Below are 20,137 nucleotides of genomic sequence, written 5' to 3' on the forward strand. Positions count from 1 at the left end.
TAATTCATGGCTGTTTCAATAAATTGGATGAAAGACTACGTTGATTTTGCCTTAGATCCCCACGAATTAGCCCATGAGCTAACGATGGCTGGAATAGCCATTGAAGGGGTGGATGAAAAAGACGGTGATTATTTACTGGAATTGGATCTTACCCCTAACCGGGGTGACTGTTTGGGAATGATAAATTTGGCCAGGGAAATAGCAGCCCTAAATGACAGTCAGATAAAGATCCCGGAGCATAACCCACAAGAAAACGGGGAGAGCATCCACAATTATATCAAGGTGGAAATAGCGGATGCAGATTTATGCCCGCGCTATACCGCCCGGCTGATAAAGAATGTTAAAATCATGCCCTCACCGGAATGGATGCAAATAAGATTAATAAACAGCGGGATACGTCCCATCAACAATATCGTGGACATTACTAATTACGTTATGCTGGAGAGCAATCAACCCCTGCATGCATTTGACTATGATCTGTTCAGCCCGGCTAAAAAGATTTTAATAAGAAGGGCCGGGCCGGATGAAACGATTGTTACCCTGGACGATGTGGAGCGTAAATTGGATGAGGAAATGCTCTTGATTACTGACAATGACCGGCCGGTTGCCTTAGCCGGTATTATGGGAGGCCAGAATACCGAAATAAATGAGAATACCGTCAATGTCTTGTTGGAATCAGCTTGCTTTAAGCGCACCGGTATCAGAAAAACTTCCCGCAAGCTGGCCTTAAGGAGCGATTCTTCCGTGCGCTTTGAAAAAGGAACGGATATTAACGGGGTTATCTACGCAGTTAACCGGGCCGCCTACTTAATGCAGGAATTAGGCGCAGGTGAAGTAGTAGCCGGTATTTGCGACCAGTACCCGGAACCTCAAATACCACGCCAGATTGTGTTAAGGCCGCAACGGGTCAACTATCTATTAGGTACCGACATCAGTGTCCCAGAAGTTAAAGGTTATATTGAAAAACTGGCTTTTAAAATTAGCGAGGAAGGACAGGATTTACTCGTTTATATTCCAACATATCGCCCGGATATTGAAATGGAAGCCGATCTGATTGAAGAGGTAGCCAGACTTTACGGCTACGATAAAATCAAGGCTACGCTGCCGAGGGGCAACACCACCCAAGGTGGGCTAACCACCTATCAGAAGTTCAGGGATTATTTGGAGGATCTGCTGGCCCGCACCTTTAATGAGGTAATTAATTATAGCTTTATAAATCCCCGTTATTTTGATATGCTCCTGCTGCCGGATGACAGTAAGTTGCGGGAATTTATTGAGATTGCCAACCCTTTGTCCGAAGAACAAAGCGTAATGCGTACCATACTTCTGCCCGGAATGTTGGAGACGGTCAGTCGCAACCTGGCTAGAAAGAATGAAAACCTGGCGTTTTTTGAGATGGGCTCGGTTTTTTATCCTCATGGCGGCCAACCCCAGGAAGTACTGAAAGTATCAGCAGTCGTAGCCGGCAAATCCAAGCTTAACTGGCAGAAAAACAATGTAGTTATGGATTTTTTCTATTTGAAAGGGATTTTGGAGAATATCCTTTTACAATTAGGGATAGAAAACCTGAGTTTTGAGGAAGGTGTCAATCCATCCTATCATCCCGGTCGTACCGCGATCGTTAAAAGTCAGGGTATAGAACTGGGGATAATAGGGGAAATACATCCGCTGGTAAGACAGAACTTTGACATAAAACCACGCGCCTGCGCAATGGAACTGGATGTTAATACACTTTATGAACTATCCAGCCACCGGGTTATGTTGGATAGTATTGCTCGCTATCCAGCGGTTGAACGCGACTTGGCTATTCTGATTAAAAATGATGTTCCGGCCGCAGCGGTTCTTAAGATCTTAAGGGATTGCGGCAGCGAATTGCTGCAAAACATCGTAATTTTTGATATATATGAGGGTGATCAGGTGGCTGATGGGTTTAAGAGTATGGCCTTTAGGATGACTTTCCAATCTAAAGAGCGCACCTTGACCGAAACTGAAGTGAACACCATCACCGAACAAATGCTGGTCAAACTGCAAAACCAACTACAGGCCAGTCTGCGCTGATTTAGTTGTGGCGAAAAACCTTAATAGGCGGCTGCCCGGGGAGGTGTGCCTCGTAATCATGTCCCCCATTTTGCTTATATAGTATATAATAGCGATATGGGGAGGAGGCATTTTAATGGCAATATCCAATCGAGAATTAAATACGATAGAAGTTGTCGTAAAAGGAAAAGGTTCCTACCAGACCGTTTCTGGAATAACCCTGGGGGCGTTTTACGACCAATTAAGGGACGAACTTGAATATCCGGCAGTAGCCGGGATTATCGATAATCATTTAAGAGACGTTTATTTTCCACTGGATCAGGATTGCGAAATAGAATTGGTGGATCTGTCCTCAGACATGGGCTTAAAAACCTACCGCCGCAGTGTGGTATTTTTAATGATTAAAGCCAGTTGGGATCTGTTTCCGGGCCGAAAATTAATGATAAAACACTCTCTTTCCAACGGACTTTATTGTGAGTTCCTGGATAGAGCCAGCACCGCCCAGGAGATTGAAATGATCAGCAGACGCATGGAAGAATTGGTGGCTCAGGATCTTCCCATTAACAGAATTCTGGTGGACAGAGAAGTTGCCCGCCAACTGTTTACCGATCAGGATCAGGATGATACGGTGGAAATTCTGGAATATCGTAACAAGTCGAAAGTGCATGTATATGAATTGGATGGCTTTTATGAATACTTTTATGCTTACATGGTAAGCAGTACCGGTTTGCTTAAGAAATTTAAGCTTTTAAACTATGCTCCCGGTATGATACTCCAAACTCCAGAAATAAATGATCTTAAATTAGAACAGCCTTTCCGTGAATTGCCGCAGTTATTTAAGGTATACCAGGAGGCTAAGGCCTGGGCAAATATGCTGAATACGTCTCACCTGGCAGCGATGAATAAAATTATTGCCGCCGGGGAAATCGATGATTTGATCAGGGTTAATGAAGCCCTGCAGGAAAAAAAGATAGCCCAAATTGCGGACATGATCTGTAACGATCCCAAGACCCGCTTGGTGTTGATCGCCGGGCCATCATCTTCCGGCAAAACCAGCTTTGCCCAGCGGCTATTAATCCAGTTAAGGGTCAACGGACGACATCCGGTTTCCATTTCCCTGGATAATTATTTCGTAGATAAAATAAAGACCCCCCGGGATGAGGACGGGGATTATGATTTTGAAGCGCTGGAAGCGTTGAAGCTGGATTTGTTTAACGATCATTTAACCCGTTTAATCAGAGGGGAAGAAGTAGAGATTCCCATCTACGATTTCAGACAGGGCAGGTGTTTGAGTAAAGGTGTGCCCATTACGGTTCCTGCGGGTGAGCCTATTATAATTGAAGGAATTCATGGACTTAATGACCAGTTGACTTGGAGTATACCTGCGGAACAGAAGTTTAAGATCTATGTAAGTGCCCTGACCATGTTAAATATCGATTATACCAACCGTATTCCCACTACAGACTGCCGTCTGATTCGCAGAATCGTGCGGGACAGACGCACCCGGGGTTATTCGGCTTTGGAAACCATTAAACGCTGGCCTTCGGTACGGCGCGGGGAAGAAAGAAACATTTTCCCTTTCCAGGAAAATGCGGATATCATGTTTAATACTTCGCTGCTCTTTGAAATGTCAGCCTTAAAACCTTTTGCTGAACCGCTGCTGAGGGAAATTGGCCCGGAAAACCCGGAACATGCGGAAGCCCGGCGGTTATTAAAATTTTTAAGCTATTTTCGTCCCATCCCTTCCACCAATATTCCGCCCAATTCCATTCTGCGGGAATTCGTTGGCGGTAGTTGGTTTAAGGTATAAACGATGGGGGTCGGGACAACCAAGTTTTAAAAAACAGTTGTCGGGTTTATGGGCAAGTGTAAACCAGAATAGATCTAGGGCAGGCCAGGAGGCGTTTTCCTGGACTGCCCTTTGTTAATTGTGATAATTGTTAACTACATCAGGGGAGCAAACATACGCAGTAAGGCCCGGGTTATCCTGCGGTACCATTTAACCTCCCGGCAGTCTTGCCAGGTTATGGGGCGGCAAATGGTCAGAGTCTGCAGAAAATCCTGCTTGACTTCTGCGACACTTTGGGTTTTAAAAAGCCAAACTCCGCACTCAAAGTGCAGGTACAGGCTGCGGTAGTCCAAATTAATGGTTCCCACTACCGCAAACTTATCATCCACCACCACGGTTTTAGAATGTATAAACCCCGGTGAATATTCGTAAATCAAGACCCCGGCTTCAGTTAGCACTTCGTAGTTCGAGCGGGTAACGGAATGTACAAACCATTTATCGCCTGTCTGCGGTGTAACGATGCGCACATCAATACCGCGCTTGGCAGCCAGGCAAAGTGCCGTGGTTAATTCATTATCCAGGATTAGATAGGGTGTGTTTATATAGATGTAATGCTGCGCTTGGGCAATCATATTCAGGTAGACAGAAACGCCCACCGCCTCATCATCAAAGGGACTGTCGGTAAATGGCTGCACATATCCATCCGCCGTGAATTGAGCGGCTTGCTCCGGCAAAGCTTTGAAATGCTCATAATCCTCATTCTTACCGCTCATCCATTCCCATAAGGACAAGAACATAACCGTCAGATTCCAAACCGCATCGCCATGAATAAGTAAAGACGCATCTTTCCAATGGCCGTGCAGGTTTATAGCATTGATATACTCATCGGCCAGGTTAATGCCGCCGGTAATGGCAGTATGACCATCGATTACCACGATCTTGCGGTGATCCCGGTTGTTGTGGCGTAACGATAAAACAGGGCGAAAGCGGTTAAAGACCTGGCATTTAATCCCCATGCTCTCCAATTTACGGTCATAACCGGGAGGCAGTTTTAACAAACAGCCCATATCGTCATAAATGACCCGCACATCCACCCCTTGCTGAACCTTTTGCTGCAAAATAGCGAGAATCGCATCCCACATGATGCCTTCCTCGATAATAAAATACTCCAAAAAAATATAGCGCTCTGCCTTATTTAATTCCTCCAGCATACGCTTGAATTTTACTTCTCCGGGGGTAAGGTACTCGCTGGTGGTGCGGTCGTAAACCGGGCAAAAGGAATACTCCCTGATGTACCGAGCCTGATTGGCTGCAACCAGATTCTCCTGCTTAAGATCGGCTGCCACCCGGGGATCCTGCTCGAGGGCAGTATTGGTTTTTTGGCCTATGATTTCCATTTTGCGCTTGTTTTTCTGGCTGGACTTGTTGGCCCCAAACATCAGATAAAACAAGCCGCCAAATATTGGGAAAAGCATGATGGGTACTATCCAGGCAATCTTATAGGCCGGGTTGCTTTTGGCGTTAATTATAAGCAGAACTGCCACTAAGCTTAATAAGGCGCACAAGCCGTAAAAAAGGGGAAAGTAATTACTGAATTTCCATACGACAACTACTAAAACTACCAGTTGCAGCAGGATGGCCACGCTGAATAAGACGACCCGACTGAACAAATTTTTCAGTACTCGGTAAATAAAAGTCATATCCGTTCACCATTTAAAACAGGCAGAGACACGGTTTTAGCCGTTGGGACTGCCTGATTTTTTTTGACCACCTTATATTAATTCATTTTTTGACATAATAATTGTATCGCAAAATAGATAAACAGGCAAAAAAAACCCATCTAATTTGCGAATATATGATTTTTTTAGGTTTGAGATCAATATCAGTCGATTTGGAGGCTGTATATCCTAGATTATTTTTAAATCAGGCAGCAGGCTCTGCATATACTGCCGGGCTGACTGAATTTCTTGCTCGGTTGGGGGCCGGGAATCAAGCAGGGGGGATTTTAAACCTAAGGCTCTCCACTTGGGAGTGCCCATAGTATGGTAGGGCAGCAATTCAAGTCTCTCAACATTGGGCATTTTATAAATCATTTGGGCCAGCATTTCAAGATCCCGGCGATCGCTGCTTACTTGCGGAATCAATACGTAGCGAATCCACACCGGCATCATAATCCGGCTTAAATAGCGACTCAACGCCAGGGGGCGATCATTGGATTGTCCGCATATCTCCCGGTGACGGTCAGGATCAGGATGTTTGATGGATAACATGACCAGGTCAGTTAAAGACATTAATTCCTTTATCTTTTCAACTTCGGCAAATCCGCTTGTATCCACTGCCTTATGAATATTAAGTTTTCTTAAACGCGAGAAAAGCAGGGTTAAAAATGAGGCCTGCAGCAACGGCTCGCCTCCGGAAACCGTAAGTCCTCCTCCGGAAGAACGGAAATAGGGCAGGTAGTTTTTTATATCCTCCACAAACCAAGCCACGGTTTTTTTCTGGCCATGCACCATCCTCCAGGTATCCGGATTATGACAGAATGCGCAGCGCAGGGGACAGCCCTGCATAAAAATGACATATCTTATGCCTGGCCCATCCAGGGTTCCAAAAGTTTCAATAGAATGAATATAACCTTCCAGCGCCATATCTTCCCCCTAAAACGATTTATATCTTACACAATAGTATGGAAGGTTCGGTTGATTACATCCAATTGCTGTTCACGGGTGAGTTTTATAAAGTTTACTGCGTAACCTGATACCCGGATAGTTAGCTGCGGATATTTCTCCGGATGTTCAATGGCATCTTCCAATATTTCCCGTTCTAAAACATTGACATTAATATGGTGGCCTCCGCTGGCAAAATAACCATCCAGCAAAGACCTTAAGTTGCGGGGACGTTCCTTGATTTCCCGGCCTAGGGCCTTAGGAATAATGGAAAAAGTATAGGAGATGCCGTCCAAGGCATAACGGTAGGGCAGCTTGGCAACCGAGTTCATGGAAGCCAGTGCCCCTCTCTGGTCACGACCATGCATGGGATTGGCTCCAGGAGCAAATGGTTCTCCTGCTTTGCGTCCATCCGGGGTACTGCCGGTTTTTTTTCCATACACAACGTTGGACGTAATAGTCAGAATCGACAGGGTGTGTTTTGAATCACGATAAGTAGGATGTTTCGCTAATTTTTCCATAAAAGTCTTTTGCACCAGTATGGCGATTTCATCTACCCGCGGATCATTATTACCGAAAGACGGGTATTCTCCGCAGACTTCAAAATCAGTAGCTAATCCTTGACTGTTGCGGATAATCTTAACCCGGGCGTGCTTAACGGCGGAAAGAGAATCTGCGACTACAGACAGACCGGCCATCCCAAAGGCCATGGTGCGGTAAATATTCAAGTCATGCAGGGCAAATTCCAAACGCTCATAAGCGTATTTATCATGCATATAGTGGATGATATTCATAGTGTTAACATACGTCTTGGCCAGCCATTCCAGGACTTTGTCGTAGCGATCCCATAATTCATCGTAATCCAGTATATCACCGGAAATAGGTTTAAACTCAGGCGCAACCTGCAGCCCCAGCATTTCATCAATGCCGCCGTTTATGGCATAAAGCAAAGCTTTGGCCAGATTTGCCCGGGCACCGAAATACTGCATCTGTTTTCCGATCCGCATGGCAGACACACAACAGGCAATGGCATAGTCATCTCCCCAGTAGGGACGCATCAGGTCATCATTTTCGTATTGAATCGAACTGGTGTCGATGGAGGTCTGGGCACAGAACTCTTTAAAGGGTTGGGGCAGATTTTGCGACCATAATACAGTCAAATTTGGTTCCGGGGCGGATCCCAGGTTATTAAGGGTATGCAAAAAACGAAACGAGGTACGGGTAACCAGGGTGCGGCCATCGATACCCATGCCGCCAATAGATTCTGTGACCCAAACCGGATCACCGGAAAAGAGTTCATTATAATCAACGGTGCGCAGGAAGCGTACCATGCGCAGTTTGATGCAAAATTGATCTATCAATTCCTGGGCTGCCTCCTCATCGATATCTCCGCGTTTAAGATCCCGATTTAGATATATATCCAGAAATGTAGATACCCGGCCCAAACTCATGGCAGCTCCGTTTTGTTCCTTGATAGAGCCTAAATATCCAAAATAGACAAATTGCACAGCCTCCCTGGCATTACGGGCAGGTTGGGAGATGTCATACCCATACATTTCCGCCATTTCATTTAGCTCCTTGAGCGCGGTAATCTGCTCACTGACTTCTTCCCTCAGCCGAATCAAATCATCGGTGAACACATCATATTCAATTTGCTTCAGGCACGCTATTTTATTTTTTATTAAAAAATCGGTTCCATACAGGGCAATGCGCCGATAGTCACCGATGATCCGTCCCCGGCCGTAGGCATCCGGCAAACCGGTTATAATGCCAGCTTTACGGGCTTTACGTATTTCCGGAGTATAGACATCAAATACCCCCTGATTATGGGTTTTGCGATAATGGGTAAAAATCAAGTCGATCTCTGGATCTAATTCATACCCGTAAGAGTCCGTAGCGGCACGTACCATTCTGATGCCCCCCATCGGCATGATGGCCCTTTTTAAAGGTTCATCGGTCTGCAGGCCTACAATTACTTCCAGATCACGATCAATATAGCAAGGTTTATGGGATGTAATGGATGATACTGTATGGGTGTCAATGTTTAAAACACCGTTTTTCTGATGTTCTTCCCAAAGTAATTTTTTGACCTTATCCCATAGATCTAGGGATTTGGCAGTAGGAGGTTTCAAAAATGTACCATCCCCGGTATAAGGCATATAGTTGAGTTGAATAAAATCCCGCACATCTATTTCATCTACCCAGTGTCCGGCCACAAATCCTTCCCAAGCAGTATTTTGCATAAAAGCGCCCCTTTCTTCACATTGTCCCCGCTTAGCCGGGATGCTTGTTAAGTTTTATTAGTTTGACCCGAATTGAATTGTAAATTCCGCATATGTAGATTGTAAAATCTTTCCTTGCCAGCAACCGACTATTTATATTTTGGCTGTTTAAGTATAGGATTAGAAAAAGACATTTAAAATTTATACCATAAGATTATTTTCAAGCAGGGAAGTGATTAAATGAATGGCAAAATCATGGTAGTTGATGACGAAGAAGCCCTGGTCAGACTAATCAGCTATAATCTGGCCAAAGAAGGATTTAATATATTGACGGCCGGGGACGGAAATGAAGCCTGGCAGATGATTATTCAGGAAAAACCGGATCTTATAGTACTGGATCTGATGCTGCCGGGCAAAGACGGCCTGGAGATATGCCGGGATTTGCGCAAAGAAAATATTGATATACCCATCATTATGCTGACTGCCCGAGACGAAGAAATCGATAAAGTTCTGGGCCTGGAACTGGGTGCGGATGATTACATGACCAAACCATTCAGCGTGCGGGAATTAAGTGCCCGGGTAAAGGCCGTATTAAGAAGAAAACAGGCAATTATGACTAGTGAGTCGGCAGATACGGAATTGATAATCGGCAGCTTTATTATTAAACCGGAAAGGTATGAAATTTACTTTAACGGTGAATTACTGGACTTAACTTTAAAAGAATATGAATTGTTAGAGGTTTTACTGAAAAACAAAGGCCGGGTCTTAAAACGCGAATACCTCTTGCAGATCTTGTGGGATTATGCCGATGGGGTTAACACCCGGGTACTGGATGTTCACATCAGCAAAATAAGAGATAAAATTGAGATTGATTCGAAAAATCCGCGCTATATTAAAACGGTACGGGGACTTGGCTATAGATTTGAGGACAATTCAGATGTTTAATAGTTTTCGCCGTAAGCTGACCGTCAGTTATCTGGCTCTTATAATTCTGTTGCTGATTATAGCCGGTGGGCTGGTTTTTACGAGTTTCAGACAATACTATCTGCATAATCTGGAAACCCGGCTTACCCGGGAAGCCTATCTGATTGCCGATATGGTCGCATATGCAGAGTCAAACCATAACCAGCGCATGCAGGAATTGGCCGACACGGCCAGCCGGGACAACGCAACCCGGGTGAGCATTATAGATCGGGATGGTGTAGTCCTGGGTGATTCCCAGTTCGACTCCACTCAGATGGAGATTCACAAGTCCCGGCCGGAGGTCTATCAGGCTCTGCGCGGAGAAGTCGGCGTAGCCATGCGCTATAGCACTACGGAAAAGGTTAAACTGCTGTATGTGGCTGTTCCCCAAGCATCCGGCGGTGTTGTCAGAATAGCCATGCCTTTGGCTGAACTGACCGCTATCAATAAACACATCTTATTCAATTTGTTCCTGGTTCTTCTCATATCTGCTGTGCTGGCAGCTATTTTGAGTTCGCTGATGGCTAAAAAGTTTTCTGGGCCTCTGGATGATATTACGGATGTGATAAAGGAAATGGCCGATGGAAACCTGACCCGACGTGTCAGTTATCAGGGCATTGACGAATTAAGTATCCTGGCTGAGTCTTACAATCGTATGGCAGATTCCATCGAGCAGGGCATTAATGAGATATCCGAGGTTAAAAATCGTTTGGAGGCTCTGCTGGAGAATTCGGTAAATGGAATATTGATGGTTGGCGGCGATGGCCGGATAAGTTATATCAACCCGGTTGCGATATCTCTGTTGGGACTGCAGGAGAACGTAATTGGCCGTAACAAGAATGAAGTCATAAATGATTACGAAATAATAGCGGCCATTGACCGGGCCAGAAAAGATCTGCAGCCGGTTCGTCAAGAAAAGGTTCTGCACATTCTGGGCGGGAAAACCGTGGAAATGAATATTGTCCCTATTTTGTCCGAGGATGAAGCTTTTCAGGGGATTCTGGTTATATTAAACGACATAAGCGAATTAAAAAGGCTGGAGCAGGTACGTAAGGATTTTGTGGCCAATGTCTCCCATGAATTAAAAACCCCGCTGGCTGCGATCAGCGGTTTTGCTGAGACATTGCTGGATGAAGAAGGTGAAAAATCCAATCATGTCAGCGAATTCAGCCGGATTATCTTTGATGAAACCCAGCGCTTGAATCGTTTGGTTAATGGCTTACTGGAATTGTCCCGGATGGAATCAGAAAAAATGGAGTTAAATGTACTGCCTGTTGATATTGGAGAAGTGGTGCAAAATACGCTTAATGCTGTGCAGCAGCAGCATCAATCTGTCAATATCTGCTTTGATTATATTCCGCCTCCTGCGGGGATTGTAATAGACAGTGACCCTGTACTAATTTCCCAGGTTTTGAGTAATTTGCTGGATAACGCCATCAAATACAGCCCTAAGGGAGGGCGGATACAGGTAGAGGTTTTAGACTATGCCGATCGCGTAGAAATTAACGTGGTCGATCAGGGGATAGGGATCCCCTCTCAGGAGATTCCCCGAATATTTGAACGTTTTTACCGAGTTGATAAAGCCCGCACCAGAAAGACGGGCGGAACTGGCTTAGGTTTGGCAATAGCCAAACACCTGCTTGAAAACCTGGGCGGACAAATATCAGTCCAGAGTACCGTTGCCCAAGGCTCAAAATTCACCTGCACTCTTTTTAAATAATTCGTATTAGATGCCGCTTGGAGAATAGAATCATATAACAGGAGATGCTGTTTAAGCAGCGTAGTTCAGCTTCCGGGAGAAGCCCGCCATACTTCCGGTTGATTTACATTTTATTTACACAGCCGGCAGATAGTCTTAAGAAACGAGGAATAATGGTTTTACATACGGGTGGTAGACTTTTGATAGAAATATCAAAAGGAGGTTTAATGATGAGGAGAAAACGTAATGTTGCAATTGTGATGGTGGGTATGATACTGATTTTACTTTTGGCTGTAGCCGGATGCAGCCAAAAGGAAGGAAGCAAAAGCGGGGATGATGGCCAAGGTACAGCCAAACTGGAAGGAACATTGACGATTGCCGGTTCAACTTCTGTGCAGCCGTTCAGCGAAGTTCTGGCCGAGAAATTCCAGGAAAAAAATCCGGGTGTAAAGGTAAATGTTCAGGGAGGTGGCTCCAGTCAGGGTGTGGAAGCAACCATCTCAGGTGCGGCCGATATCGGAGCTGTATCACGCGATTTGAGTGACGAGGAAAAAAACCGTGCCAAATTAACGGTAACACCTATAGCCATTGATGGAGTCGCAATAGTCGTTAACCCGGCCAACCAGGTGAGCGGCCTGAAAACGGAAGATGTTAAGAATATATACCTGGGAAACATTAAGAATTGGAAAGAAATCGGCGGTATTGATGCCCCTATAACGGTTGTATCAAGGGAAGATGGGTCTGGAACCAGGGATGCCTTTACCAACATAGTTATGAATAAGGAAGATATCGTTAAAAGCGCCATTATCCAAAACTCTACCGGGGCAGTGAAAACGACTGTTGCCGGGGACAAAAACGCTATCGGTTATGTTTCCATGTCCAAGGTAGGCAAGGATATTAAAGCCTTGGATATTGACGGAAACCAGGCCATTGAAGCCAACGTTAAATCTGGAACCTATAAACTGCAAAGACCTTTTATTTATATTACCAAAGATAACCCGCAGGGTCTGGCTAAAGCCTTTATTGATTTTGTGCTGAGCCCCGAAGGCCAAAATATCATTGTTGAAGAAGGTGCCTTCAAAATAAAATAATCTTTTCCCCAATCCGGCCGAGCCGCAGAAAACAATATTTGAAAACTGCCCAACTGGAAAAAGGCAGTCAGTCCATGGAAACATCTGTTAAGCTGTTCGTCCGTACTTCCCGTGCCGAAAATGGTACGGGATTTTTTTCGCCTTTAAAGGCGGGTTTACATTATTTTTACATAAAGATAACCAAACCTTTAAAAATACCAGGTTTGCTCTTAACACTGCCTTGTTATCTTTAATATAGATAACAATCTTAGCAATAATGAAAGTGAGCTGGCAACATCATGGAACTAATCACCAAGCCGGGTCTGTCAAACTGCGAAAAGAAAAACCGTTCTTTGATTGTGGCTGAAAACAGACACAGGCGCGTAGATGTGGAAAAGCTGATAGAAAAAACCCTGTTGCTCTCTGCGGCGGTATTCGTGCTGATCATCGCCTTGATTACAATCTTTATTTTTGCCAAAGGGCTGCCGTTGTTTTCCAAAATCGGATTGGGCGACTTCCTTTTTAGTAATCAATGGAATCCCACTAAAGGATTTTTCGGCATTGGCACCATGTTTATCGGTACCCTGCTGGTAACCATGGGAGCTATGCTGTGGTCGGTTCCAATAGGGTTGAGCAGCGCAATATTCATGGCCGAAATTGCTCCCCCGCGCATAGGAAAAACGCTGGGTCAACTGGTCAACCTGCTGGCCGGCATACCTTCGGTCGTGTACGGTTTTGTGGGCTTAATTGTGATAGTACCTTTCATCCGTGAATCTTTTGGAGGCAATGGTATGAGTTTACTGGCCGGGGCTATTATCCTGGGAATAATGATCTTGCCAACAATAATAAATATTTCCCGGGATTCTTTGCTGGCCGTTCCCAATGATTATAAATCATCTTCGCTGGCCCTGGGGGCCACTCATTTCCAGACTATACGATATGTGATTGTTCCAGCGGCCCGTTCCGGTATTATAACATCGGTGGTGCTGGGTATGGGCAGGGCCATTGGGGAAACCATGGCGGTAGTAATGGTAACCGGCAATTCGGCCATGATACCCACCAGCATATTGGCGCCAATCAGAACCATGACCAGCAATATCGTGCTGGAAATGGGCTATGCCAGCGGCGATCATCAGACCGCCCTGTTTGCTACAGGGATGGTACTATTTTTACTTATCGTGGGGCTTAACCTGATTATCAATCGTTTAGCAAAGGCGGGAACAGATGATGGGCGCGGTTAGTATAAAAGACAGATTTATTTATGGATTGTTTTATTTATCCGGACTGATCATTGTAGGTATCCTGGTCAGTATTATTGGTTATGTGATAGCCAGGGGGGTTTTAGTTCTTAACCTTGAATTTATCCTGGAATCACCCAGACATGCAGGCAGCGCAGGAGGAATTTTTCCCACTATCATCAGCACCTTGTACTTGACTTTGTTGGCCCTGGTTATAGCCGTACCTATAGGGGTAGGGGCAGCGGTCTACCTGGAGGAATATGCCTTAAGCAGCAGCAAATTTGCCTGGCTGGTGAATCTGACTGCCGAAACCCTGGCCGGGATACCCTCGATTATATTCGGCCTTTTTGGATTCGTATTCCTGGTTATTTTCCTGGGTATGGGCTGGTCTATACTCTCGGGAGGGATAACCCTGGCCATTATGATCCTGCCAACCATTACCCGCACCGCCCAGGAAGCCATACTGACCCTGCCTCCCGAGTACCGGGAAAACAGCCTGGCCTTGGGAGCGAGCAAATGGCAGACCATCCGCAAGGTGATCCTGCCCTTTGCCCTTCCGGGTATAGTAACCGGGGTAATACTGTCCATAGGCCGGGCAGTGGGAGAAACAGCGGCTTTAATCTTAACAGCCGGCAGTTCTCTGGGAATGCCGCAGTCCCTCTTTGATCCGGCTCGTACCATGTCGGTACATCTATATATGCTGGCCATGGAAGGAATTTCCCTGGAAAGAGCCTTCGGCACAGCCTTTGTGGTGGTAGTACTGATTCTGATTATTAACTATCTAGCCAACCTAAGCCTGCGCAGGCTTTCCCGTTAGCAGGCCGGGGGAGAAAAAGACACCGTTAACACAGCCACCTTAATTATGAACGAAGTTCATATTATTTGTAACCCGAATGGTGATTTACGCGGATTAATTACTTAATTCAATTTACCTTAAATTACAGTTGGGGAGTGATGTCATGGAAAAGGTATATAAAATGCAAAGCCGGAATTTGCAGGTTTTTTATCAGAACTTCCAAGCTTTGCAGGGGATCAACATGGATATAGAAGAAAATAAAGTCACTGCTCTTATTGGCCCATCGGGGTGTGGTAAGTCCACTTTTTTACGCAGTCTTAACCGTTTAAACGAATTGATCGAGGGTACGACCACTAAAGGCCAGGTCTATCTTGACCGCCAGGCTGTTTATACCAATGAGGTTAATGTAGTAGAATTGCGCAAGTCTGTCGGTATGGTATTTCAAAAACCATCCGTTTTCCCTATGTCCATTTATGAAAACGTTGCTTATGGGCCACGGATTCACGGCATAACCAAAAAAAACCGTCTGGATGATATCGTTGAGAAAAGCCTTAAGTCCGCAAATCTCTGGAAGGAAGTCAGCAACCGTCTTAACAGTCCCGCGGCCCGACTGTCCGGAGGCCAGCAGCAACGTCTGGTAATCGCCCGGGTACTGGCGGTAGATCCAGAGGTTATCCTGATGGATGAACCTGCTTCCGCCCTGGATCCAATCTCCACCGCCCGTTTGGAAGAACTGATCGCCGAGCTAAAAAGTAATTATTCGATAGTAATCGTAACCCATAATATGCAGCAAGCTGCCCGGATATCAGACTATACCGGTTTTTTTCTTAACGGCGATTTAGTGGAATTTAATAACACCGCAGATATATTTGTTAATCCGCGTGACAAGAGAACCGAAGACTATATTACGGGCAGATTCGGTTAAGAGGAGGGGGAATAGGGATGGTTATTGATACCCTGGAAAATGAACTGGTAAAACTAAAAGAAGAAATTATGAAAATGGGCTATTTGCTGGAGGAACAGATATTTAAAGCCGTCAAATCTCTGGTGGATAAAGACCAGAAAATGGCACAGGAAGTAATCAGTCGTGATGACATCATAGATCGCATGGAATTGGAAATAGAAAAGAAATGCCTGCAGTTGATAGCCATGAAACAACCGATGGCAGGCGACTTGCGTTTTATTGGAACGGCCCTTAGAATAATAGTCGATATGGAGAGAATGGCCGATCACGCGGAGGATATATCAGAGATAACCATTCGGCTATATGAGCAAACCTATATCAAACCGCTTATTGACATACCCCGAATGGCTAAAATCGCTGAGGAAATGGTTAGGATTGCATTAAAAGCCTTTATAGACGCGGATGTTAATTTGGCAATGCGCCTAGTTGATTTAGAAAGACAATCTGATGAACTATATGAACAGGTTTTCCGTGATCTGCTCACCTACATGATGCAAGATACCCAGAACATCCCCCAGGCTACCGATTTATTATTAGTGGCCGGTCATCTGGAACGCATCGCCGACCACGCCACCAACTTGGGCGAGATGGTCATCTATACGGTGGAAGGACGGCGGGTAGATATAAACGTCCTGGCCAGAGATGGATAATCAAACCGATACACTCAAAATTATACGTTCTCCGGGGACTGTCCTCCATAAAATAACACCTTGAAGGAAAAGTAATTATATGTGCAGAAATAACTATTTAATTCCCGAAGAGGAGGAAAAGTGATGGAGACAAATAATAACACTGTGAACAAGGTTACAGTTAACATTTACAACGAAGAATATGTGGTAAGGGGAAATGAGAATCCTGAATATATGCAAATGCTGGGAGCTTATGTGGATCGGCGGATGCGTATGATTGCTCAGCGCAATCATAACCTGTCCACCAATAAGGTGGCCGTTTTAACGGCTCTTAACCTGGCTGATGAATTAAACAAACTCCAGGAAGATTATGACCAACTGATAAAGAAATTGGAGGAGGAGAAAAAAAAGTAGGCAGGTTAAATTATGAACAATCAAGAAACGGCTGAAATATTGGAGAAAATAGCTGATTTACTGCAAATAAAGGAAGATAATTCATTTAAGGTCAGGGCGTACCGCAACGCAGTTTCTTCCATATACCATCTGGATGAGGATTTAAAAACCATCTACCAACAAGGAAGGCTTGACCAAATCCCCGGGGTAGGCAAGGCGATCCAGGGAAAAATCGTAGAAATTTTGGAGACCGGCTCCTGCCAATATTATAACGAACTAAAAAAAGAAATACCTGCGTCTCTTTTAGAATGGCTGGCTATACCCGGGATTGCCCATAAAACTGCCCGGCAGATTTATAAAAAACTAGGCATATCCACCCTAGATGAACTATACCAAGCTGCAGTTGCGCAAACTATACAAAACCTTCCCGGAATGGGTGCTAAGAGTGAAGAGAAGATTATCAAAGGAATAGAGTATTTAAAAGGCGTGAAAGATAAAACGACCCTGGGCGAGGCATTGCCGGTTGCCCGGGATCTGTATAATTATCTTCAGGCCTTTGCTAATATTGAAAAACTTAGCCCGGTAGGAAGTGTGCGCAGGGGCAAATCCCTGGTAGGCGATCTGGATATACTGGTTGCCAGCCGGGATGAAGCAGCGGTTAGAAAATACCTGCGCGATTACCCTTGGATTAAAGTTATAAAACTGGATGAATCCGGCCATGTAACTGGAATACTAAAAACCGGTCTGCCCTTTGAAGTGATAATCGTTGAGCCGCAAGAGTATGTTCAGGCTTTGTTTTGGACAACCGGTTCCAAAGAACATTGCCGGGTCTTGCTGGATAATGTTAAGCCTGATCTATTGCGGGGAGTCGCCAGTGAAGAGGAACTCTATAAACGCTTTAATATGGATTATATCCCGCCGGAACTCAGGGAGAACCGCGGCGAAGTGGAAGCGGCTCAAACAAGCAGCCTCCCCGCCAGGCTTGAATTACATCATATAAAGGGAGATCTGCATGTCCACACGGATTGGAGTGATGGCAAGAACAGTCTGGAAGAAATGGCTGAGGCCGCCCGAGCCCTCAATTATGAATACCTGGCGATAACCGACCATTCCCGTTCCCTGACGGTAAGTTCAGGTCTGTCTCCAGAGAAACTGCTCCTGCAAGGGGAGCAGATAGACCGGTTAAACCGAAAATGGGATGATTTTCGCCTATTAAAAGGAATCGAAGTAGATATATTAAAAGATGGCAGCTTAGATCTGCCGGATGACGTGCTGGCAGGGCTTGATATCGTTGTAGCCTCCATTCATTCAGCATTTAACCTTGATAAAAAAGCCCAGACCCAGAGACTTGTTAAGGCCATAAATAACGAACATGTTGATATTATCGGTCACTTAACCGGTCGTTTGCTGAAACGTCGTCCCGGATACGAATTTGACCTGGATAAAATATTGGAAGAAAGCGCCCGCAACCACAAGATTCTGGAAATCAACTCCCATCCCGATCGCCTGGATGTTGATGAGGATATTGCCCGCCGCGCCAAAGATATGGGTATTAAGATAGCCATTAACAGCGATGCCCACCATAAAAACGAACTCTCTATCATTCAATTCGGAATCATCACCGCCCGCCGGGGCTGGCTGGAAAAAGAAGATATTATTAATACCTCCACATATCTCAAATAACTATGAAACATAATATTTATTCTTAATGTTTCTATCATACTTTCGTAACTCCAACCTGGCATCAAAAGATGGTCGTTTTTGCCGGCTGTTGTCCCAGGGTATGCCTGAGGATTTTGGTTTATTGACCCCCTGTAAACCATTCCCGTGAAAAGTATATAACTAAATAAGTAAAAAGCTTCGGTGTCCGGTGGCTGTATACCTTGTATGCGAAGGCGAAATACTAAGTCAGGGGATGTTTAAGGGGGCGAGCTTTTTTTTGGAAATACTAAGCTTTGCTTTAAGAATTGCCGGTATGTACTTTTTGGCACTGATTATGGTACGCTTGCTAGGTAAAAGGGCTCTGGGGGAACTAGGGCCTTTTGATTTTGTGATTATGACCGGGGTAGGTGATACGGTCATTTCTGTGGCCCTGGACAGAAGCATGCCTTTTTATGATGGGATTATCGTGCTGGCTACCCTGGCCTTTTTAGAATACACTATTAATTATGTGAGCATAAAAAATGGTAAGCTATCAAATCTTTTAACAGGTACGCCGGTTGTGTTAATCGACAACGGCAAGGTATTAAAAAAAAATCTGTTGCGGGAGAAATTTAATGTCGATGATCTTATGCAGGAACTTAGGAAAAAAGGTATCCGGGATGTAAATGAAGTGGAACGGGCTATTTTAGAATCCTGTGGCGGTTTTAGTGTTGTTCTAAAAGAGGATGAAGAACCCGTTAAACGCAAAGATCTGGGAATTAAGGCGCAAGAAAGCAATTCTGTCCTAACGATTGACCAACTGCCGCGCGGGGAGTTGTTTAAAAAATTGGAACAGGTGATACAGGAAGAAGCCAGCCCCAAGCTGATGGATAGTCTGACCAATATCGAAAACAGGTTGGAACAATTAAGTAAGCAGCTGGCATTATTGGAGGAACAAATCAGGTCATAGTATATGATATAATTTGAAAAAAACCAATAATAATAGGGGGCAGCTTATGAAACTATCAGAAATCTACAACCTGGCCGTACAAATGGGCACGACTTATGATATCCGGGGAAACTACCTGGAAAAAATTTTAGAGCAGAATCAAAAGGCTTACCAGGCCTTGACCGCAGACGAAAAAGACTACTTTGATCAGGAATGCCTTTTTAATCCGTATAATGATACCCGAATTCTGGTGGGGTCGGGCGAAGAAGAGATAAAAAGCATTTTATGTGGTATCGATATGGAAACACCGGAGATACTGCTCGCTGACCGTCTCTGCCAAAGGGGGATTAAGGTTGATTTGGTTCTGGCTCACCACCCGGAAGGTATCGCCGATGCGCAGTTGCATGAAGTTATGCAGATGCAAGCGGACATGCTGGAAAAAATGGGGGTTCCTATTAATATTGGGGAAGGCCTTATGGCTGCCAGAATAAACGAAGTCCGCCGGGGCAGAATGCCGTTTAATCACCAGCGGGCTGTAGACGCTGCCCGCTTGCTTAATTTCCCCTTCATGTGTGTACATACCGCAGCGGATAATCTGGCTGCTCACTTTATGCAAAGATTGATGGATAAATCAAATATTTCGACTCTGGACGATATTTTAAATCTGTTATTTACCATCCCTGAATATGCTGAGGCACGTAAGTTAAAAGCAGGCCCGGCCATTATTCTGGGAGACATGAAAAGACGCGCCGGTAAAGTGTTTGTGAAGTTCTCCGGAGGAACTGCTACTGCAGACAAAGCTTACGAGAAACTGGCCCAGGCCGGGGTGGGAACCATGATTTGTATGCACCTAACCGAAAAACATCGTCAGGCGGCGCGCGAAAATAATATAAATGTAATTGTAGCCGGACATATGGCCAGTGATTCTTTAGGCATGAATCTATTTCTGGATGAATTAGAAAAAAGGGGAACAGACGTTATTCCCTGCTCCGGCTTAATCCGCGTAAAACGTTTTAGTGGCAGTGAGGTGCATTAAACCGGCACGCAATGACGGAAGAAGATACTAGGCAAGCGAAACCGGGGC

16 protein-coding genes are annotated in these 20,137 nt (G+C 45.0%); 13 read left to right on the plus strand and 3 right to left on the minus strand.

The window, feature by feature from the left end; all coding sequences use genetic code 11:
• The first annotated feature begins 6 nt into the window (after window positions 1-6).
• Together pheT and AAV90_RS06920 are read left to right on the plus strand one after the other, a co-directional pair.
• Entirely contained in the window at window positions 7-2,058 is a 2,052-nt protein-coding gene (pheT, locus tag AAV90_RS06915; protein WP_046496997.1) for a phenylalanine--tRNA ligase subunit beta, read from the plus strand.
• A gap of 115 nt (window positions 2,059-2,173) precedes the next feature.
• Window positions 2,174-3,847: a nucleoside kinase gene (locus AAV90_RS06920; RefSeq protein ID WP_052729650.1), complete on the plus strand. Its 1,674-nt coding sequence runs from the start codon at window positions 2,174-2,176 to the stop codon at window positions 3,845-3,847.
• A gap of 134 nt (window positions 3,848-3,981) precedes the next feature.
• On the opposite strand, the gene cls is transcribed toward AAV90_RS06920, so the two are convergent.
• From cls to pflB, 3 genes are all read right to left on the minus strand, one after another.
• Window positions 3,982-5,526: a cardiolipin synthase gene (gene cls, locus AAV90_RS06925; RefSeq protein WP_046497001.1), complete on the minus strand. Its 1,545-nt coding sequence runs from the start codon at window positions 5,524-5,526 to the stop codon at window positions 3,982-3,984.
• A gap of 207 nt (window positions 5,527-5,733) precedes the next feature.
• Entirely contained in the window at window positions 5,734-6,471 is a 738-nt protein-coding gene (gene pflA, locus AAV90_RS06930) for a pyruvate formate-lyase-activating protein (RefSeq protein WP_046497004.1), read from the minus strand.
• Between the two features lie 26 nt (window positions 6,472-6,497).
• The gene (pflB, locus tag AAV90_RS06935; RefSeq protein ID WP_046497005.1) at window positions 6,498-8,732 is read right to left on the minus strand and encodes a formate C-acetyltransferase; all 2,235 of its coding nucleotides are present in this window, start codon (window positions 8,730-8,732) and stop codon (window positions 6,498-6,500) included.
• Window positions 8,733-8,951: 219 nt separating this feature from the next.
• Between pflB and AAV90_RS06940 the strand changes: the two genes are divergently transcribed.
• From AAV90_RS06940 to AAV90_RS06995, 11 genes are all read left to right on the plus strand, one after another.
• Window positions 8,952-9,656, plus strand: a complete 705-nt coding sequence (locus AAV90_RS06940) for a response regulator transcription factor (protein ID WP_046497008.1) — start codon at window positions 8,952-8,954, stop codon at window positions 9,654-9,656.
• The gene (gene pnpS / locus AAV90_RS06945) at window positions 9,649-11,394 is read left to right on the plus strand and encodes a two-component system histidine kinase PnpS (RefSeq protein ID WP_046497011.1); all 1,746 of its coding nucleotides are present in this window, start codon (window positions 9,649-9,651) and stop codon (window positions 11,392-11,394) included. Before AAV90_RS06940 ends, pnpS begins: the two co-directional genes overlap by 8 nt.
• Window positions 11,395-11,603: 209 nt before the next feature.
• On the plus strand, window positions 11,604-12,464 hold the full coding sequence (locus tag AAV90_RS06950) for a phosphate ABC transporter substrate-binding protein (protein ID WP_046497014.1): 861 nt from the start codon (window positions 11,604-11,606) through the stop codon (window positions 12,462-12,464).
• A gap of 278 nt (window positions 12,465-12,742) precedes the next feature.
• Entirely contained in the window at window positions 12,743-13,684 is a 942-nt protein-coding gene (pstC, locus tag AAV90_RS06960; RefSeq protein WP_084691502.1) for a phosphate ABC transporter permease subunit PstC, read from the plus strand.
• The gene (gene pstA, locus AAV90_RS06965) at window positions 13,668-14,498 is read left to right on the plus strand and encodes a phosphate ABC transporter permease PstA (protein WP_046497019.1); all 831 of its coding nucleotides are present in this window, start codon (window positions 13,668-13,670) and stop codon (window positions 14,496-14,498) included. The genes pstC and pstA overlap by 17 nt, the downstream gene beginning before the upstream one ends.
• Window positions 14,499-14,640: 142 nt before the next feature.
• Window positions 14,641-15,402: a phosphate ABC transporter ATP-binding protein PstB gene (gene pstB / locus AAV90_RS06970; protein WP_198142828.1), complete on the plus strand. Its 762-nt coding sequence runs from the start codon at window positions 14,641-14,643 to the stop codon at window positions 15,400-15,402.
• Between the two features lie 17 nt (window positions 15,403-15,419).
• On the plus strand, window positions 15,420-16,091 hold the full coding sequence (gene phoU / locus AAV90_RS06975; RefSeq protein WP_046497025.1) for a phosphate signaling complex protein PhoU: 672 nt from the start codon (window positions 15,420-15,422) through the stop codon (window positions 16,089-16,091).
• 123 nt (window positions 16,092-16,214) lie between these two features.
• A complete protein-coding gene (locus AAV90_RS06980; protein ID WP_046497027.1) occupies window positions 16,215-16,484 on the plus strand; it encodes a cell division protein ZapA in 270 nt (89 codons plus the stop codon).
• Between the two features lie 12 nt (window positions 16,485-16,496).
• The gene (gene polX, locus AAV90_RS06985; protein ID WP_046497030.1) at window positions 16,497-18,146 is read left to right on the plus strand and encodes a DNA polymerase/3'-5' exonuclease PolX; all 1,650 of its coding nucleotides are present in this window, start codon (window positions 16,497-16,499) and stop codon (window positions 18,144-18,146) included.
• Window positions 18,147-18,402: 256 nt separating this feature from the next.
• Complete coding sequence (locus tag AAV90_RS06990; RefSeq protein WP_046497033.1) at window positions 18,403-19,074, plus strand: DUF421 domain-containing protein; 672 nt, start codon at window positions 18,403-18,405, stop codon at window positions 19,072-19,074.
• A gap of 46 nt (window positions 19,075-19,120) precedes the next feature.
• Entirely contained in the window at window positions 19,121-20,089 is a 969-nt protein-coding gene (locus AAV90_RS06995; protein ID WP_046497035.1) for a Nif3-like dinuclear metal center hexameric protein, read from the plus strand.
• Window positions 20,090-20,137 lie beyond the last annotated feature (48 nt).

Source organism: Syntrophomonas zehnderi OL-4 (assembly GCF_000983115.1).
Lineage (GTDB): Bacteria > Bacillota > Syntrophomonadia > Syntrophomonadales > Syntrophomonadaceae > Syntrophomonas_B > Syntrophomonas_B zehnderi.